The organism is Bacillus sp. FSL R7-0685 (assembly GCF_038002425.1).
In the GTDB taxonomy this organism is placed as follows: Bacteria; Bacillota; Bacilli; order Bacillales; family Bacillaceae; genus Bacillus; species Bacillus subtilis.
Window position 1 is genome coordinate 2,814,433 of sequence record NZ_JBBOCN010000001.1, and the last position, 15,511, is coordinate 2,829,943.

Here is a 15,511-nt window from a genome sequence, read left to right on the forward strand (position 1 = left end):
ATTTGTTTCTACCTTTCATTTTACACCGTTTCTTATATCTATCAAATGCCAATTTTGCACATGAGAAAAGAGCTAGAAGAATCCTCTTAGCTCTTTTAACGCTCTTTCTTTATTAAGTCTTTTAATTCATCGATAAAGACGTTTATATCTTTAAACTGCCGATAGACGGACGCGAACCGCACATATGCGACTTCGTCAATCTTAGCCAGCCGGTCCATGACCATTTCTCCGACGAGCTCACTCTTCACCTCGGAGCAGCCTTGATTGCGAAGCTCTTTTTCAATATCAAAGCACATGTCTTCAAGCGTTTTGAGTGAAACAGGCCTTTTTTCACATGCTTTTATGAGGCCGCGCAGCATTTTTTCTCTGCTGAATTCCTCACGCACACCTTCTTTTTTCACAACGATGAGCGGGGTTTCCTCCACTTTCTCAAAGGTCGTAAACCGGTAGTGGCAGGATTCGCACTCGCGTCTTCGGCGAATCGACTTTCCGTCATCCACAGGCCGTGAATCAAGGACTCGTGTTCCGTTATGCTGGCATGAAGGACATTTCAATAAAATCAGCTCCCAACTATATCGTTCCCTGCAATGTATTTTCGGCAGCCTCCGCCTTTTAAAAATAGATGTGACAGCATCTGTCGGGAGAGCCGTTGTTAAATTTGTTTCTATAGCATTAGGTGGTTTGTGAAAATCTCCTTCTTATTTTACAAAAAAAATGAAAAAAGAAAAAGCTGACACTCTCGTTTCTTTATAAAAATAAAAGGAGCATAAGCTAAAAAGCGCATAATGGCTTTCTAGCTTCAGCTCCCTTTGTGTTCGCAATTTACTTTATAGTACTTTCGCTTGCGCCTGTTTAATTTGCACAGGCCCCATTCCTCTTGGTATTTCAATGTTTTCTCTTGTATCAGCATGTAATGCCTCTGCAATGTAATCAGCAGCGACATTAGGATCTAAGTCTCCACAAGTATAAACATCAATGCTCGCATATCCGTGCTCAGGAAAACTGTGAATCGTTAAGTGTGATTCAGAAATAATCACAACTCCGCTTACGCCTTGCGGTGCAAATTTGTGAAATGCAACCTCGCGCACCTCAGCACCTGATTTTAGAGCAGCATTTACAAACGTTTTTTCAATAAAATCCATGTCATTCAGCTTATCAAAATCGCATCCCCATAGCTCGGAGATAACGTGACGCCCCATTGTTTCCATAGTCATGGACCCCCCTTAACAAGAATTAAAAAGTGAAATTCCAACAACTGGGTCGGCCATTTACCACGGGGGAAAGTTAGTCCGGAGAGGTCCTAACCCTTTAAGTAATTCCGAAACAGTCTCAAGCAAGAAGTTCACGAAAAATAGTATACTGTGTTTAAGTCTAATTTGCAAGGTGCGTTTTTTCAGAAATATGCTGTTAAGGGTTTTTTCTTTAAAATGTGTCCATGACCTTATTTTATACAGCAGACGGATGTTTCATTCGTGCCGCTACATGGCGGATCAGATCAACAACTCTGCAGGAGTAGCCCCATTCGTTGTCATACCACGCCAGCACCTTTACTTTCCTGTCTTCCATTACCATTGTTGTAAGCCCGTCAATGACCGCTGAATGAGGATTCGTATTATAATCAGTCGAAACAAGCGGTTCATCTGAGTAATCAAGTACACCGTACATCGACGTTTTGGCAGCGCGTTTAAATGCCTCGTTTACTTCTTCAGCCGTAACATCCGTTTTCAGATCAACAACGAGATCAACCAATGAGACGTTCGGAACAGGGACACGCAAGGCGAGGCCGTGAAGTTTTCCTTTCAAATGCGGCAGCACAAGTGAAAGCGCCTTTGCCGCTCCTGTTGTCGTCGGAATGATGGATTCACCGCAAGCCCGCGCCCGGCGCAAATCTTTGTGCGGGTTATCAATATTTTTTTGGTCATTCGTATACGCATGTACTGTAGTCATCAGACCGCTCTCAATGCCAAACTCTTCATCCAGCACTTTTACAACAGGCGCAAGGCAGTTTGTCGTGCATGACGCATTTGAAATAATGACATGGCGCTCAGCGTCGAATTGGTCCTCATTTACGCCCATCACAATGGTAACGTCTTCATTTTTTCCCGGAGCGGTCAAAATCACTTTTTTTGCACCTGCTTCTATATGGCCCATCGCTTTATCTTTAGCATTAAACTTCCCTGTTGCTTCGACGACTATGTCAATATCATATTCCCGCCAAGGCAGCTGTTTTGGATCACGGCTGTTTAACAAAAGCACTTTCTTTCCATTTACGATCAGGCTGTCTTCACCAGCCACAACCTCTTTGTCGTATCTGCCGTGAATTGTGTCATACTTTATTAAATGAGCCAGCGTTTCTGCGGAATAGCTGGCGTTAATGGCCACTACTTGAATTTGATCGTCTAACATCGCTTTTCTAAAAACCATTCTTCCGATTCTTCCAAACCCGTTGATCGCTACTTTTACCTTCATGTTGGACACCCCTTATCAATTATGCCATCCTAATTTGTTACTATCTAAAATTAGTATAACACATTAAAACAAATTCGCCAGTACATATTGATAAAAATCAACGATTATAACGCTAATTTATGATGCATCTTATGTTTTCTTGCACAGAATATCAGGCGTAAGAACCAAAAAGCAGCCAGCGCTCCGCACTGACTGCCCTCATGCTTTATGATTCCTGTTTTAACTTATCATTGAGCACACTTTCTTCTAGCACAGAAAATGTATCCCCGTACACTCTGTTAATATGATTCGCTCCCCAAGCACACAGCATATCTAAAATCCCTTCTAAGCTGCGGCCGTATTCGCTGAGCTCGTATTCCACTTTGGGAGGAACTTGATTATATACGATTCGGTTAATGACACCGTCCGCTTCCAGCTCGCGCAGCTGCTGAGTCAGCATTTTTTGCGTGATATTGGGCATTAGGCGTTTTAATTCGCTTGTGCGTTTTTTTCCGTGCGTCAAATGGCATAAAATGACGCATTTCCATTTCCCTCCAATCACTTCAAGAGTCGCTTCAACAGAAATGTTATATTTTTTCTTCTCCATACAATCCATTCTCCTCACAGGCACCAAAAAGTGACTATAGCACTTCAAAGTACGTACTTTTATTTCTTAACGATATGTTTCATAATCACATTTGCCGGCTGATTTGAATCTGCTCTTTTTTATTTATATAGCTTACTCGGCAGAATTTCAATCATACAACACATCTTACAAAGGAGGAACATCATGACTTCAGCCAAAAGCAGTATTCCTGCACTACTGGCTTTGGCCGTAAGTGCATTCGCAATAGGGACAACTGAATTTATCAGTGTCGGCCTTTTGCCGCTCATTGCTGATGACCTGCATATTCCAGTCACGACAGCAGGATTAACCGTTTCCCTTTATGCGCTCGGCGTTACATTTGGGGCACCTATATTAACTTCATTGACCTCAAGCATGTCGCGTAAGACACTATTGCTTTGGATCATGTTTATTTTTATTGCCGGTAATACGATGGCAGCAACCGCTTCAAGCATCGGGATTTTACTAGCAGCACGTGTGATATCGGCATTTTCGCACGGTGTGTTTATGTCGATCGGTTCGACAATCGCAGCGGATATTGTCCCGGAAGATAAAAGGGCTAGCGCGATTTCAATTATGTTTACCGGCCTCACTGTGGCAACTGTAACCGGAGTTCCTTTTGGGACATTTATCGGCCAGCAGTTCGGCTGGCGTTTCGCCTTTATGGTCATTATCGCCGTCGGAATCATTGCTTTCATTACAAATGGCATTCTTGTACCGTCCAAATTACGAAAAGGGACGAAAACAACGATGCGGGATCAATTGAAGCTTGTGACAAACAGCCGGTTATTGCTTTTATTTGTCATTACAGCGCTTGGATACGGAGGAACATTCGTTGTGTTCACGTATCTGTCTCCCCTGCTTCAGGAAGTAACAGGCTTCAAAGCCGGGACTGTTGCAGTGATTCTGCTCGGATACGGAATAGCTATTGCTATCGGCAATATGATTGGCGGAAAGCTGTCAAACCGAAATCCGATTGCCGCTTTATTCTATATGTTTATCGTACAAGCAATTGTTCTATTCGTACTGACATTTACAGCCCCGTATCAAACAGCAGGGCTCATTACCATTCTCTGTATGGGATTGCTGGCCTTTATGAACGTGCCCGGCCTTCAGGTGTATGTCGTCATGCTGGCTGAGCGTTTTGTCCCGAGTGCAGTTGACGTCGCATCCGCGATGAATATCGCTGCCTTTAATGCAGGAATCGCGCTTGGGTCATACCTTGGCGGTGTGATCACCGATTCAATCGGATTGATTCATACCGCTTGGATAGGCGGATTAATGGTGGTCGGTGCAGTCATTTTAACAGGCTGGAGCCGCTTAATGGAAAAACGAGATCGGCAGGAAGCCTGACAATTTTAAAGGAGGAAATGAACATGACAACACATTTACAAGCAAAAGCAACACTTCATAATGGGGTAGAAATGCCTTGGTTCGGCCTCGGCGTGTTCCAAGTGGAAGAAGGATCTGAACTGGTAAACGCAGTTAAAACTGCCATTGTTCACGGGTACCGCAGTATTGATACTGCAGCTATCTATGGAAATGAAGCTGGCGTTGGAGAAGGGATTCGGGAAGGCATTGAAGAAGCAGGCATTTCAAGAGAGGATCTGTTTATCACATCGAAAGTATGGAATGCGGATTTAGGCTACGAAGAAACACTCGCCGCGTTTGAAACAAGCCTGTCCAAACTCGGTCTGGATTATTTGGATCTATACCTCATCCACTGGCCTGTAGAAGGAAAGTATAAAGAAGCTTGGAGAGCGCTTGAAACGCTGTATAAAGAAGGCCGTATCAAAGCGATTGGCGTAAGCAACTTCCAAATTCACCATCTTGAAGATCTGATGACGGCAGCTGAAATTAAGCCTATGATTAACCAAGTGGAATTTCACCCGCGCCTCACACAAAAAGAGTTGATAAGATACTGCCAAAATCAGGGCATCCAGATGGAGGCTTGGTCACCTTTAATGCAGGGGCAGCTGCTGGATCACCCTGTATTGGCTGACATCGCTCAAACATACAATAAATCTGTCGCACAAATTATTTTGCGCTGGGATCTGCAGCATGGCATCATTACGATTCCTAAATCAACGAAGGAACACCGCATTAAAGAAAATGCAAGCGTATTTGACTTTGAATTAACGCAGGATGACATGAACCGAATCGATGCACTGAATGAAAACTTGCGAGTCGGTCCTGATCCGGACAACTTTGATTTTTAATGGCAAAAAAACACCGTTCAATATGAACGGTGTTTTTTGTATTATGCCCAGCTGTTCATGATTTCATCAAGCTGCCTTTTGGTCTCTTCAAGCGTGCCGCTGTTATCGATGACTTGATCTGCTCTTGCTGTTTTTTCCTCTAAGGGCATTTGAGAGCGGATACGGCTGACTGCTTCTTCTTCCGTCAGCTGATTGCGCTTCATCAGACGTTCCAGTTGAAGCTCTTTTGTCACACTGACCACGATAATTTTATCAACCAATGATTCCAATTTGCTTTCGAACAATAGCGGGATATCCAATACAACAAATGCCTCCCGATTTGCAACGGCTTCATCACGGCGATTGAGCATTTCCTGCCTGACTGCGGGATGAACAATTGCATTTAAAGCGAGACGTTTTTGTTCATTTGTAAATACCAGCGCTCCAAGCTTTTTTCTATCTATATCGCCATTTGAGAGCAGTATGTCTTCACCGAATTCGTCAATGATTTGCCGGTAGGCCGGCATCCCTTTTTCTACCGCTTGTTTTGCAATGATATCTGCATCTATAACTGTTATTCCTTTTTCAATCAGCATATTGGCTACCGTGCTTTTGCCGCTAGCTATTCCTCCCGTTAAACCAATGACTAAGGTCAAGAGATCCACTCCTTTTTACAATTTCCAGAGCCCAATCGTGATTAATAGAAGCCCCGGCAAAAACGCCATTTTATCGATCCATTTCCACTTAGACAGAAAATGGCCGGCATTGATTCCAATTGATACAAACAGCGAGCTCATGATTGCCACGGCGATGCTCATCACAATCGGCGAAAAACCGAGAATGGCTGCGCCTATACCTGCTCCAAAGGCATCAATCGATAAGGCAAATCCCAATAAGACCGCCTCAATTCCGTTGATCACACCCGATTTGTCGATATCCGCACTCATGGGTTTTCTCAAAATATGAATCACAATCCCTAATGACCGAACCTCTAAATTAAGCAGCGTTTTTTCATGCAATAGGTATTCTTTATCTTTTGCCGGTTTGAAGAATTGGTACAGAACCCACGCACCGATTCCAACCAATATCAAACCGCCAAGCTTCTCCGTCACATATACAGGAAAAAACTTCGTGAGAAAGCTTCCGATCAGCATGGATATAAACATGACAGCACCGGAACAGCAGGCGATAACCAAAATCGCTTTAAACGGTATTTTCATTTTTCTCAATCCGTACGTAAATCCGACTGAAAAACTGTCCAAGCTGACAGCCAACGCCAGCAGCAGTATAGAAACCATTTGCATATCCGTTTCTTCCTTTCTGTTGGTGCTCTTGTATCAGATGTGAAATGCCCGGGATTCATCACAATCATATATATGGGAAAGTGAAAAATCCGTGTTTCGAAAATGGCATCCTCCATTACAGAGTTACTGATATATGCACCGACAGCTTGGACGATGAAGCATTATGCTACTTTTTTTTCTGGCACTTTGCGCAAAAATGCGTGCCTCTTCCTCCAACGACAATTTTCGAAATCATCGTTCCGCAATTTTTGCATGGCTCGTCTTTTTTTCCGTAGACAAAATGCTGCAGCTGGAACATTCCGATTTCCCCTTGGGAGTTGATATATGAACGGACTGTGCTTCCGCCCGCATCAATCGCCTCCTGCAGAGTGTTTTTGATTTCAGAGTGAAGGGTTTTGATTGTTTTATCTGATAATTGATTTGCTTTTGTCTCGGGATGGACACCCGCTCTAAAAAGAGCCTCATCCACATAAATGTTCCCTAGTCCAACTACCGTTTTTTGATCCAGTAGGGCAGTTTTGACAGCGCGGTTTGTTTTCGCAAGCCGTTCTTTTAAATACGCACTCGTAAATTCTTCTGCATCCGGCTCCGGACCTAACTGAGAAAGCGGGAGCTCGCCCGCTTCTTCTCCCGGTTTAAATAAGTGCATGGTTCCAAATTTCCGCACATCCCTGTACCGAAGCTGGGTTCCATCCGTCATCGTGAATATGACATGCACGTGTTTATCGTCAGGCTCCTCGGCTTGATGAAGACCGTATTTTCCTTCCATTCGAAGGTGAGAAACCATAACATAATGATCTAAATGAAACAGTAAAAACTTTCCCCGTCTTCCGATGGACTGTATCGTTTCTCCTGCTAGTTTTCGCGCAAATTCCTCCGGTTCGGCAGGCCGTTTGATGATATTCGGCCATCTGATCTCTACCGATTTGATTGTTTTTCCCTTTACAAGCCCGGTCAGAGTGCGCCGGACCGTCTCAACCTCTGGTAATTCCGGCACATCCATCACTTCCTATCTCTGTTTATTTCGCATCGTACCAAGATGGGCCTGATGCAAAGTCCACCTTTAACGGCACATCTAATGCAAGCGCATGCTCCATCACTTCAGGAACAAGCTTTTCAAGAATTTCAATTTCTTCCTTTGGCGCCTCAAAAATCAATTCATCGTGTACTTGAAGCAGAAGCCTTGCTTTCAACTGTTTTTCTTTCAGCTTGGCAGCCATGTCAATCATGGCTTTTTTGATAATATCAGCGGCGCTTCCTTGAATCGGCGTATTCATGGCCGTCCGCTCTGCAAAACTTCGGATATTAAAGTTCCGGCTCGTCAGCTCAGGGATGTAGCGGCGGCGATGCATAAGCGTTGTTACGTATCCTTTTTGCTTCGCTTCCTGTACTGAATCTTCCATGTACGCTTTTACGCCTTGGAAGCTTTCCAGATAGCGGTCGATAAATGCTCCCGCTTCCTTCCGGGTAATGCCGAGGTTCTGTGACAGACCGTAATCGCTGATCCCGTAAACAATGCCAAAGTTGACCGCTTTCGCCTGGCGTCTCATCGCAGATGTCACTTCATCCTTAGCGACATGGAACACATCCATTGCCGTTTTCGTGTGAATATCCATATCATTTGTAAAAGCTTCGATCAGATTATCATCCTTTGAAATATGGGCAAGCACCCGCAGCTCGATTTGTGAATAATCGGCTGCAAAAATGAGCCAATCTTTTTCAGACGGCACAAAAGCTTGGCGAATTTTCCGCCCTTCCTCAAGCCTGATCGGAATGTTTTGCAGGTTCGGATCAGTCGAACTGAGACGGCCAGTTTGCGTTAAGGCCTGGTTAAATCGCGTGTGCACTTTATGCGAATCCGGTCTCGTCACCTTTAAAAGCCCTTCGATATATGTTGATTGAAGCTTGCCAATTTGTCTGTACTGTAAAATATAGTCGACAATATCATGCTTGTCAGCCAGCTTTTCAAGCACATCGGCAGACGTAGAATAGCCTGTTTTCGTTTTCTTTACGACAGGAAGGCCGATCTTTTCAAATAAGATGACGCCTAGCTGTTTCGGAGAATTGATGTTAAACGGCTCTCCCGCAATCTCATGGATTTTTTCTTCATATTCCTTCAGCTTCGCACCCAGTTCTTCACCCATCCGTTTTAAACGGTCAACATCGACTTTGACGCCAGTTGATTCCATTTCGCCGAGAATAAGCGCAAGAGGCATTTCCAGCTCTTCAAACAGTTCAAGCTGGTCGTTGTTTTCCAGCTCCTGAACGAGCTTTTCCCGAAGGCTTTGAATCGCTAACGCTTTGCGGCCAAGGTGCTCAGACAGTACGTCTTCTGACGGCACTGCCCGTTTTGCTCCTTTTCCATAAACTGATTCATCACTTGAAACGATATGCAGGCCGTAATCCTTAGCCACACTCGCAACGTCGTCATATGAATTGCCCGGGTTGATGATATAAGCCGCAAGGAGCGTATCAAACTCGGCTCCTTTCAGCTCAATGCCCTGCCAGCGCAAAGCGACAACAGCCCGCTTGCTGTCGAAGACCCATTTCTTCTGATCGTCATTTTCCACCCATTCTTTAAACACCTCAGACTCAACGGCAGTGTCTTTCGGAATGAAATAAGCTCCCGTTTCATTTACGATCGAAAATCCGAGAATCGGCTCTTCATGATAATTATCGCCAATCTGTTCAACGACAAATGCGGATGGAGAAACCAATATATCGCTTGTCACGTCTGTGACTGTTTTGACATTAATGTCTTCCAACGATTGATCCTGTTCTGCTTCTGCACTGTCTTCTCCAAGCCGTTCAAGAAGCGTGTTGAAGCCAAGATCTTTAAAGATGGCAATGACCTGTTCACGATTAAAGCCTTGATATTCCAGGGCGGAAACAGATACCTCAATCGGAGCATCCGTCATAATTGTCGCAAGCTCCTTGCTCATCAATGCCTGATCCTTAAACTCCTCAAGCTTTTCCTTCAATTTCTTTCCGCTCACCTCGTCAATGGACTCCAGCAGCTTTTCAACGGAATCAAATTGTTTTAAAAGCTTAATCGCAGTCTTTTCTCCGACGCCGGGCACACCCGGAATATTATCTGAGGAATCGCCCATCAGACCCTTCATGTCAATGATTTGTTCAGGCGTAAGCCCATATTTCTCTTTGACATGCTCCGGTGTGTAAAATTCAACATCGGTAATTCCCTTTCTCGTAATGGCAACTGTCGTTTTGTCCGTTGCCAGCTGGGTTAAATCCTTATCCCCTGAGAAAACCTTTACTTCAAATCCGTCTTTTTCAGCCGATTTGGCCAGTGTGCCGATAATATCATCCGCTTCATATTGTTCCAGTTCATAGCGGCTGATCTGGTAGGCATCCAGCAGCTCGCGGATAAACGGCATTTGTTCGGAAAGCTCAGGCGGGGTTTTCTGTCTGCCGCCTTTATATTCTTTAAATGTGCCGTGACGAAATGTTGTTTTCCCGGCATCAAACGCAACCAGCATGTGCGTCGGTTTTTCATCCTCAAGCATTTTCATCAAAATCATCGCAAAGCCGTATACAGCATTTGTATGAACACCTTTATCATTGCTTAACAGCGGCAATGCAAAAAACGCCCGGTAAGCCAGACTGTTTCCGTCTACAAGCACTAATTTTTTTCGTTCCGTCATTCAATTTCCTCCTAAGAAGCCTCAGGCTTCCATTCATCTCTTACATAGTCATTAGCTCCTCTTATTTTAACAAAGTTCAATTTGAAAGGAAAATACGTGAACTATAAGAGAAGACACAAAAAAGGACGGGAACACAAATAGGTTCCCGCCGTCAAAATTGGCTCCTTGGATGAAGGGGTTCTACTACATCCTACCAGCATAGGTTTAACAGTGCATGAAGATATTGTTAAACCTTTGTAAACATTAGGCGGACTTTTCAGCGGCCCGTTTCAGCGTCACGGTAAAGACAGTTCCCCGTCCAGGCTCGCTTGTGACATCAATTTTCCCTTCATGAGCCTCTATTAAATGCTTGACAATCGCAAGGCCCAGCCCGGTTCCGCCCGAATTCCTGCTTCTGTCTTTATCTACGCGGTAAAAGCGTTCAAAGATGCGCGGAATTTCTTCTTTCTGAATTCCGATTCCAGAATCGGCAACCTCAATCTGAATGTCTTTTTCTCTGGGCTTTACATTGATAGCCACGGAGCCCCCCTCAGGCGTGTAGGTTAACGCATTGTTTACGAGATTAAGAAATACCTGTTTCAGCCTGTACGGGTCACCAGATACATATTGAGGGTCTTTCGGGACATTCAGGTGCAAGGAGATGCCTTTCTCATCCGCCTTATGCTTCAGAAGCGTTTCAATCTCAACAAGCATTTTGGCCGGCTCAAACGTTTCGATACTGAGCGTGAAATTTTGCTGCTCGATTTTTGAGAGATCGAGCAAATCCTGAACCAAAGACTGAAGCCTTTCGCTTTCCTTAAGAATAATAGAGAGAAATTCAGAAAGCGCCTCTTTATCCTCCATCGCCCCGTCCAATAACGTCTCCGTAAACCCTTTTATGGACGTAATCGGCGTTTTCAGCTCATGAGAAACATTGGCCACAAAATCCTTCCTCATCTGCTCTAATTTCTTTGTTTCCGTCATGTCATGGAAAACAAGCACAATTCCTTTCCATTCATCGTCCGGCCCCATAATCGGAACACCGTCCACTTCAAAATAACGCCGTTCTATTTTGATCGGCAGTCTTAACAGCTTGCATTTCTTTGTCTCCGTCATAAAAATGTCTTCGACAAGCTGGATCACTTCTTCATGTTCAAATGCATCGTGATAAAGACGGCGCAGCATATGATTCGGATTGATATGAAACTGCTTGGCGTAAGACCTGTTTACGAGATTAATAAAGCCTCTTCCGTCGATCATAATCAGCCCGGAGCCAATGTTTTCAATGACTGTCAGCAGCCGATCCCGCTGCATTTCCTGCGTTCGCGTCATTTCCATCAGATCAATGGCAAGGCTGTTCATCGCATGTCCTAGCTTATCAGAACGCCTAATATAGCCGCCGTACGTCCGTGCATCGTAGTTGCCCTTAGAGAGTTCTGTGGCTACATTTGTCGCTGACTCAATTGACCTTTTATAACGTGAGGTCATGCTGGAATAAAAATAAACAATGACGATAAATGCGGTACAAAGACTGGCCGTCAGCATCCCCCACAATTCGCCTTTTAAGCCGTCGCTTTTTTCAGAGGCGGAAAGCAGCACATATCCTGTTTTTTCACCTTCGCTTCTAAGTGAAAGTCCGTAATAAAGCTTGTTATCTGTTGTTGACAGAATACCCTCATGGCCAGAAACAAGCGCCTGCACCTTTTGGGAATCAGCCGATCTCCCGTTTGACCCATACAGCACCTTACCGTCTGTATCGATAACGGATGCGCTCACATCAAGCGCGCCGCCTGCATCTTTAATGATTTTCTCATTTGCTTGATTATTCAGATTGCCGGCATCAAGAAGCGAAGCCAAGTATTTTGCTTCTTTTTCAATGTGTTCCTCTGCTTTCCTTTGATCAGATGTTTCAAAAAGCTGCTGTAAAAACAGCCCGAGAACACAAAACACCAGAATCATACAGACAACGAATACAGAAAAAAGGCGCACACGGTATTTATTCATTCATTTTTGGCTCCTCCAGTTTATACCCCAATCCCCTAATCGTTTTAATGTAGATCGGTTTTTTGGTATTGTTTTCAATTTTGTCGCGAAGATGGCTGATGTGCACATCAACAATTCTCGTATCTCCGGCAAAATCATAATTCCAGACTGCGCTCAGCAGCAGGTCTCTTGTCAGAACTCTGCCTTTATGTCTGCCTAAATAGAGCAACAGTTCGAATTCTTTCGGTGTCAGTTCAAGCTGACTTTCTTTAAAGTACGCTTCATAATGATCAGGCAGGATTTTCAGATCGCCGATTACGATCTGGCCTTCCATTTCATCGTTCTTCATCTCACTAGAGGGCGCAGCTATTTCCGAACGCCTTAAAATCGCTTTGACTCTCGCATTTACTTCCCTTGGACTGAACGGCTTGGTCATATAATCATCAGCACCGAGCTCCAGCCCTAATACTTTGTCGAATTCCTCATCCTTCGCTGTCAGCATTAAAATGGGAAACATCAGTTTTTGCTGTCTCAGCTGCTTGCATACTTCGATTCCGTCCAATTTTGGAAGCATCACATCAAGCACAATCAAATCAGGCTTCTCTGTTTCCGCTTTTTTGAGTGCTTCTTCCCCATCCGAGGCGGTAATGACATCATAGCCTGACCGTTCCAAATTGTACTGTAAAAGAGTAACAATAGATTCTTCATCATCCACAACTAAAATTTTCTTGTTCATGCTGTGCCTCCAGTATTATAATTCCCCGACATCCTATTTCTCTATTTTATGTCATCTTAACATGTTTCATGATTTTATTTTAGCGAAAGCAGGACATTCCGACAATTCGCCTTTTACATCATTTTTAAAAGAAATAAAGATGTGCATGATAGCGCTTTCATATATAGTAAAAAGAGAAAGGCTGTATTAAGCAAGCCTTTCTCTCTTTTTATTAGGATAATACTTTCATGACATTTTTGACAGATTCAACTGATTTATTCAGCTGCGCTCTTTCATAGTCTGTCAGTTCAAGTTCAATGATTTGCTCAAGACCGTTGCCGCCTACAATTGTAGGAACACCAAGGTAGATGCCTTCATAGCCGTATTCCCCTTCAAGATAAGCAATTGTAGGAAGAACGCGGCGCTGATCTTTCAAGATCGCTTCGACCATTTCAGTCAGAGAAGCCGCAGGCGCATAATACGCGCTTCCGTTTCCAAGAAGATTCACGATTTCGCCTCCGCCTTTTCTAGTGCGCTCCACAATTGCGTCAATCCGTTCTTTCGGAATAAGAGTTTCAAGCGGGATACCGCCAGCATAAGAATAACGCACAAGCGGAACCATATCGTCACCGTGTCCGCCGAGTACGAAACCAGTCACATCTTTCACTGACAGGTTTAATTCCTCTGCCACAAATGTTCTGAATCTTGCCGTATCAAGCACACCGGACTGGCCGATTACACGCTCTTTAGGGAAGCCTGATTCTTTGTACACCGCGTATGTCATTGCATCAACAGGATTTGTCAGCACCACAATAATAGAGTCAGGAGAATATTTCACGATTTCCCGCGTAACGCTTCTCATAATCTTTTCGTTTGTAGAGACCAGATCATCTCTGCTCATACCAGGTTTTCTTGCGATACCGGCTGTAATGACTACAATGTCAGAGCCAGCTGTATCCTCGTAATTGGATGTTCCCGTAATTTTTGCGTCAAAGCCTTGAACTGGGCTTGCTTCAAGCATATCAAGCGCTTTTCCCTTTGTCGGGTTCTCCAATTGCGGAATGTCAACAAGAACAACGTCTGCCAGCTCTTTTTGAGCGATTAAAAATGCAGTTGTAGCTCCGGTAAAACCTGCTCCGATAACAGAAACTTTTTTACGAGTATTTCCCATGTCTCTCTTCTCCTTTATGGCTAGTTTTAGGCTTTTTCCTTGCTTAGTCCATGTTTTTGATCAGTTCTTCTCCGAACTCTGAGCATTTCACTTCAGTCGCCCCGTCCATTAATCTAGCAAAATCGTAAGTTACGACTTTGGAAGCGATTGTTTTTTCCATAGATTTGATAACCAAATCAGCCGCTTCGTTCCATCCTAAATGCTCAAGAAGCAGAACACCTGAAAGAATAACCGAAGATGGGTTTACTTTATCAAGGCCTGCATATTTAGGAGCCGTTCCGTGCGTCGCTTCGAAAATCGCATGTCCTGTTTCGTAGTTGATGTTCGCTCCAGGAGCAATGCCGATTCCGCCGACTTGCGCAGCAAGAGCATCTGAAATGTAATCTCCGTTCAAGTTCATTGTCGCAACGACATCAAACTCGTTTGGACGCGTTAAGATCTGCTGAAGGAAAATGTCAGCAATGCTGTCTTTGATAATGATTTTTCCTGCTGCTTCCGCTTCGCTTTGCGCTTTGTTGGCAGCGTCTTTTCCTTGTTCTTCAGCAATGCGGTCATATTGAGCCCATGTAAAGACTTTATCTCCGTATTCTTTTTCAGCAAGTTCATAGCCCCAGTTTTTGAAGGCGCCTTCTGTGAACTTCATGATGTTTCCTTTGTGAACAAGCGTTACAGATTTGCGGCCATGCTCGATCGCATAATCAATGGCAGCTCTGACCAAGCGGCTTGTTCCTTCTTCTGAAACAGGCTTAATGCCGATACCTGATGTCTCAGGGAAACGGATTTTGTTGACGTTTAACTCATTTTGAAGGAAGCTGATAAGCTTTTGCACTTCTTCAGAGCCTTTTGCATACTCGATGCCTGCGTAAATATCTTCTGTATTTTCACGGAAGATGACCATATCAGTATCTTCAGGGCGTTTTACCGGTGACGGCACTCCAGTAAAGTATCTTACAGGTCTTAAGCAGACGAATAGGTCAAGCTCTTGTCTGAGCGCTACGTTCAAAGAACGGATACCGCCGCCGACAGGTGTCGTTAACGGGCCTTTAATCGCGATGAAATATTCACGGATCACATCTAATGTTTCAGCAGGGAGCCACTCACCTGTTTTATTATAAGCCTTTTCTCCGGCGTAAACTTCTTTCCATGTAATTTTCTTTTCGCCTTTGTATGCTTTTTCTACTGCTGCTTCCAAAACCTTCGAAGCCGCGTTCCAAATATCAGGACCGGTTCCGTCTCCTTCGATAAATGGGATAATCGGGTTGTTTGGTACGTTTAATACTCCGTTAGAGACTGTAATTTTTTCACCTTGTGCCACAATAAAAACCTCCCAGTATGTAATTCATATTTAGAAAACATTTTATTTTTCTTATATAGAAAACAAAATGATTTTTCCCAACATTCAATTTAAAGTGTAACCCAATTTTGA

The 15,511-nt window shown here is 44.0% G+C and carries 13 protein-coding genes and 1 pseudogene; 2 read left to right on the forward strand and 12 right to left on the reverse strand.

The genetic code is table 11. The annotated features are described in order from the left end of the window. Nucleotides 1-95: 95 nt before the first annotated feature. The 4 genes from nrdR to MKY50_RS14765 form a co-directional block, all read right to left on the reverse strand. Entirely contained in the window at nucleotides 96-554 is a 459-nt protein-coding gene (gene nrdR / locus MKY50_RS14750) for a transcriptional regulator NrdR (protein WP_003223586.1), read from the reverse strand. Between the two features lie 273 nt (nucleotides 555-827). After that, nucleotides 828-1,208 carry an adenosylmethionine decarboxylase gene (gene speD, locus MKY50_RS14755; RefSeq protein WP_003223584.1) on the reverse strand — a complete coding sequence of 127 codons (381 nt, stop codon included), beginning with the start codon at nucleotides 1,206-1,208 and terminating at the stop codon, nucleotides 828-830. Nucleotides 1,209-1,446: 238 nt separating this feature from the next. Further along, a complete protein-coding gene (locus MKY50_RS14760) occupies nucleotides 1,447-2,469 on the reverse strand; it encodes a glyceraldehyde-3-phosphate dehydrogenase (RefSeq protein ID WP_003229459.1) in 1,023 nt (340 codons plus the stop codon). A gap of 205 nt (nucleotides 2,470-2,674) precedes the next feature. Next, nucleotides 2,675-3,055: a winged helix-turn-helix transcriptional regulator gene (locus tag MKY50_RS14765; RefSeq protein ID WP_003229458.1), complete on the reverse strand. Its 381-nt coding sequence runs from the start codon at nucleotides 3,053-3,055 to the stop codon at nucleotides 2,675-2,677. Nucleotides 3,056-3,238: 183 nt separating this feature from the next. Here MKY50_RS14765 and MKY50_RS14770 point away from each other — a divergent pair, with 183 nt between their 5' ends. Next, nucleotides 3,239-4,426 (forward strand): MFS transporter, encoded by a 1,188-nt coding sequence (locus tag MKY50_RS14770; protein WP_015251485.1) that lies wholly within the window; start codon nucleotides 3,239-3,241, stop codon nucleotides 4,424-4,426. 23 nt (nucleotides 4,427-4,449) lie between these two features. Continuing rightward, nucleotides 4,450-5,292 (forward strand): aldo/keto reductase YtbE, encoded by an 843-nt coding sequence (gene ytbE, locus MKY50_RS14775; RefSeq protein WP_003229455.1) that lies wholly within the window; start codon nucleotides 4,450-4,452, stop codon nucleotides 5,290-5,292. 41 nt (nucleotides 5,293-5,333) lie between these two features. On the opposite strand, the gene coaE is transcribed toward ytbE, so the two are convergent. From coaE to icd, 8 genes and pseudogenes are all read right to left on the reverse strand, one after another. Beyond that, complete coding sequence (coaE, locus tag MKY50_RS14780) at nucleotides 5,334-5,927, reverse strand: dephospho-CoA kinase (RefSeq protein ID WP_004398928.1); 594 nt, start codon at nucleotides 5,925-5,927, stop codon at nucleotides 5,334-5,336. Nucleotides 5,928-5,942: 15 nt separating this feature from the next. Next, nucleotides 5,943-6,593, reverse strand: a pseudogene (gene ytaF, locus MKY50_RS14785) (sporulation membrane protein YtaF); the annotation flags it as partial. A 148-nt stretch (nucleotides 6,594-6,741) separates the two neighbouring features. Further along, complete coding sequence (gene mutM / locus MKY50_RS14790; RefSeq protein ID WP_024572149.1) at nucleotides 6,742-7,572, reverse strand: DNA-formamidopyrimidine glycosylase; 831 nt, start codon at nucleotides 7,570-7,572, stop codon at nucleotides 6,742-6,744. Nucleotides 7,573-7,594: 22 nt separating this feature from the next. Next, nucleotides 7,595-10,237, reverse strand: coding sequence for a DNA polymerase I (polA, locus tag MKY50_RS14795; protein WP_251233307.1), 2,643 nt, complete (start codon nucleotides 10,235-10,237; stop codon nucleotides 7,595-7,597). A 243-nt stretch (nucleotides 10,238-10,480) separates the two neighbouring features. Further along, the gene (phoR, locus tag MKY50_RS14800; protein WP_014480538.1) at nucleotides 10,481-12,220 is read right to left on the reverse strand and encodes a sensory box histidine kinase PhoR; all 1,740 of its coding nucleotides are present in this window, start codon (nucleotides 12,218-12,220) and stop codon (nucleotides 10,481-10,483) included. After that, nucleotides 12,213-12,935, reverse strand: coding sequence for a two-component system response regulator PhoP (gene phoP, locus MKY50_RS14805; protein ID WP_003229442.1), 723 nt, complete (start codon nucleotides 12,933-12,935; stop codon nucleotides 12,213-12,215). The genes phoR and phoP overlap by 8 nt, the downstream gene beginning before the upstream one ends. Nucleotides 12,936-13,146: 211 nt before the next feature. Then, nucleotides 13,147-14,085, reverse strand: coding sequence for a malate dehydrogenase (gene mdh / locus MKY50_RS14810; RefSeq protein ID WP_003237775.1), 939 nt, complete (start codon nucleotides 14,083-14,085; stop codon nucleotides 13,147-13,149). A gap of 43 nt (nucleotides 14,086-14,128) precedes the next feature. After that, complete coding sequence (gene icd / locus MKY50_RS14815) at nucleotides 14,129-15,400, reverse strand: NADP-dependent isocitrate dehydrogenase (RefSeq protein ID WP_003229433.1); 1,272 nt, start codon at nucleotides 15,398-15,400, stop codon at nucleotides 14,129-14,131. Between the last annotated feature and the right edge of the window lie 111 nt (nucleotides 15,401-15,511).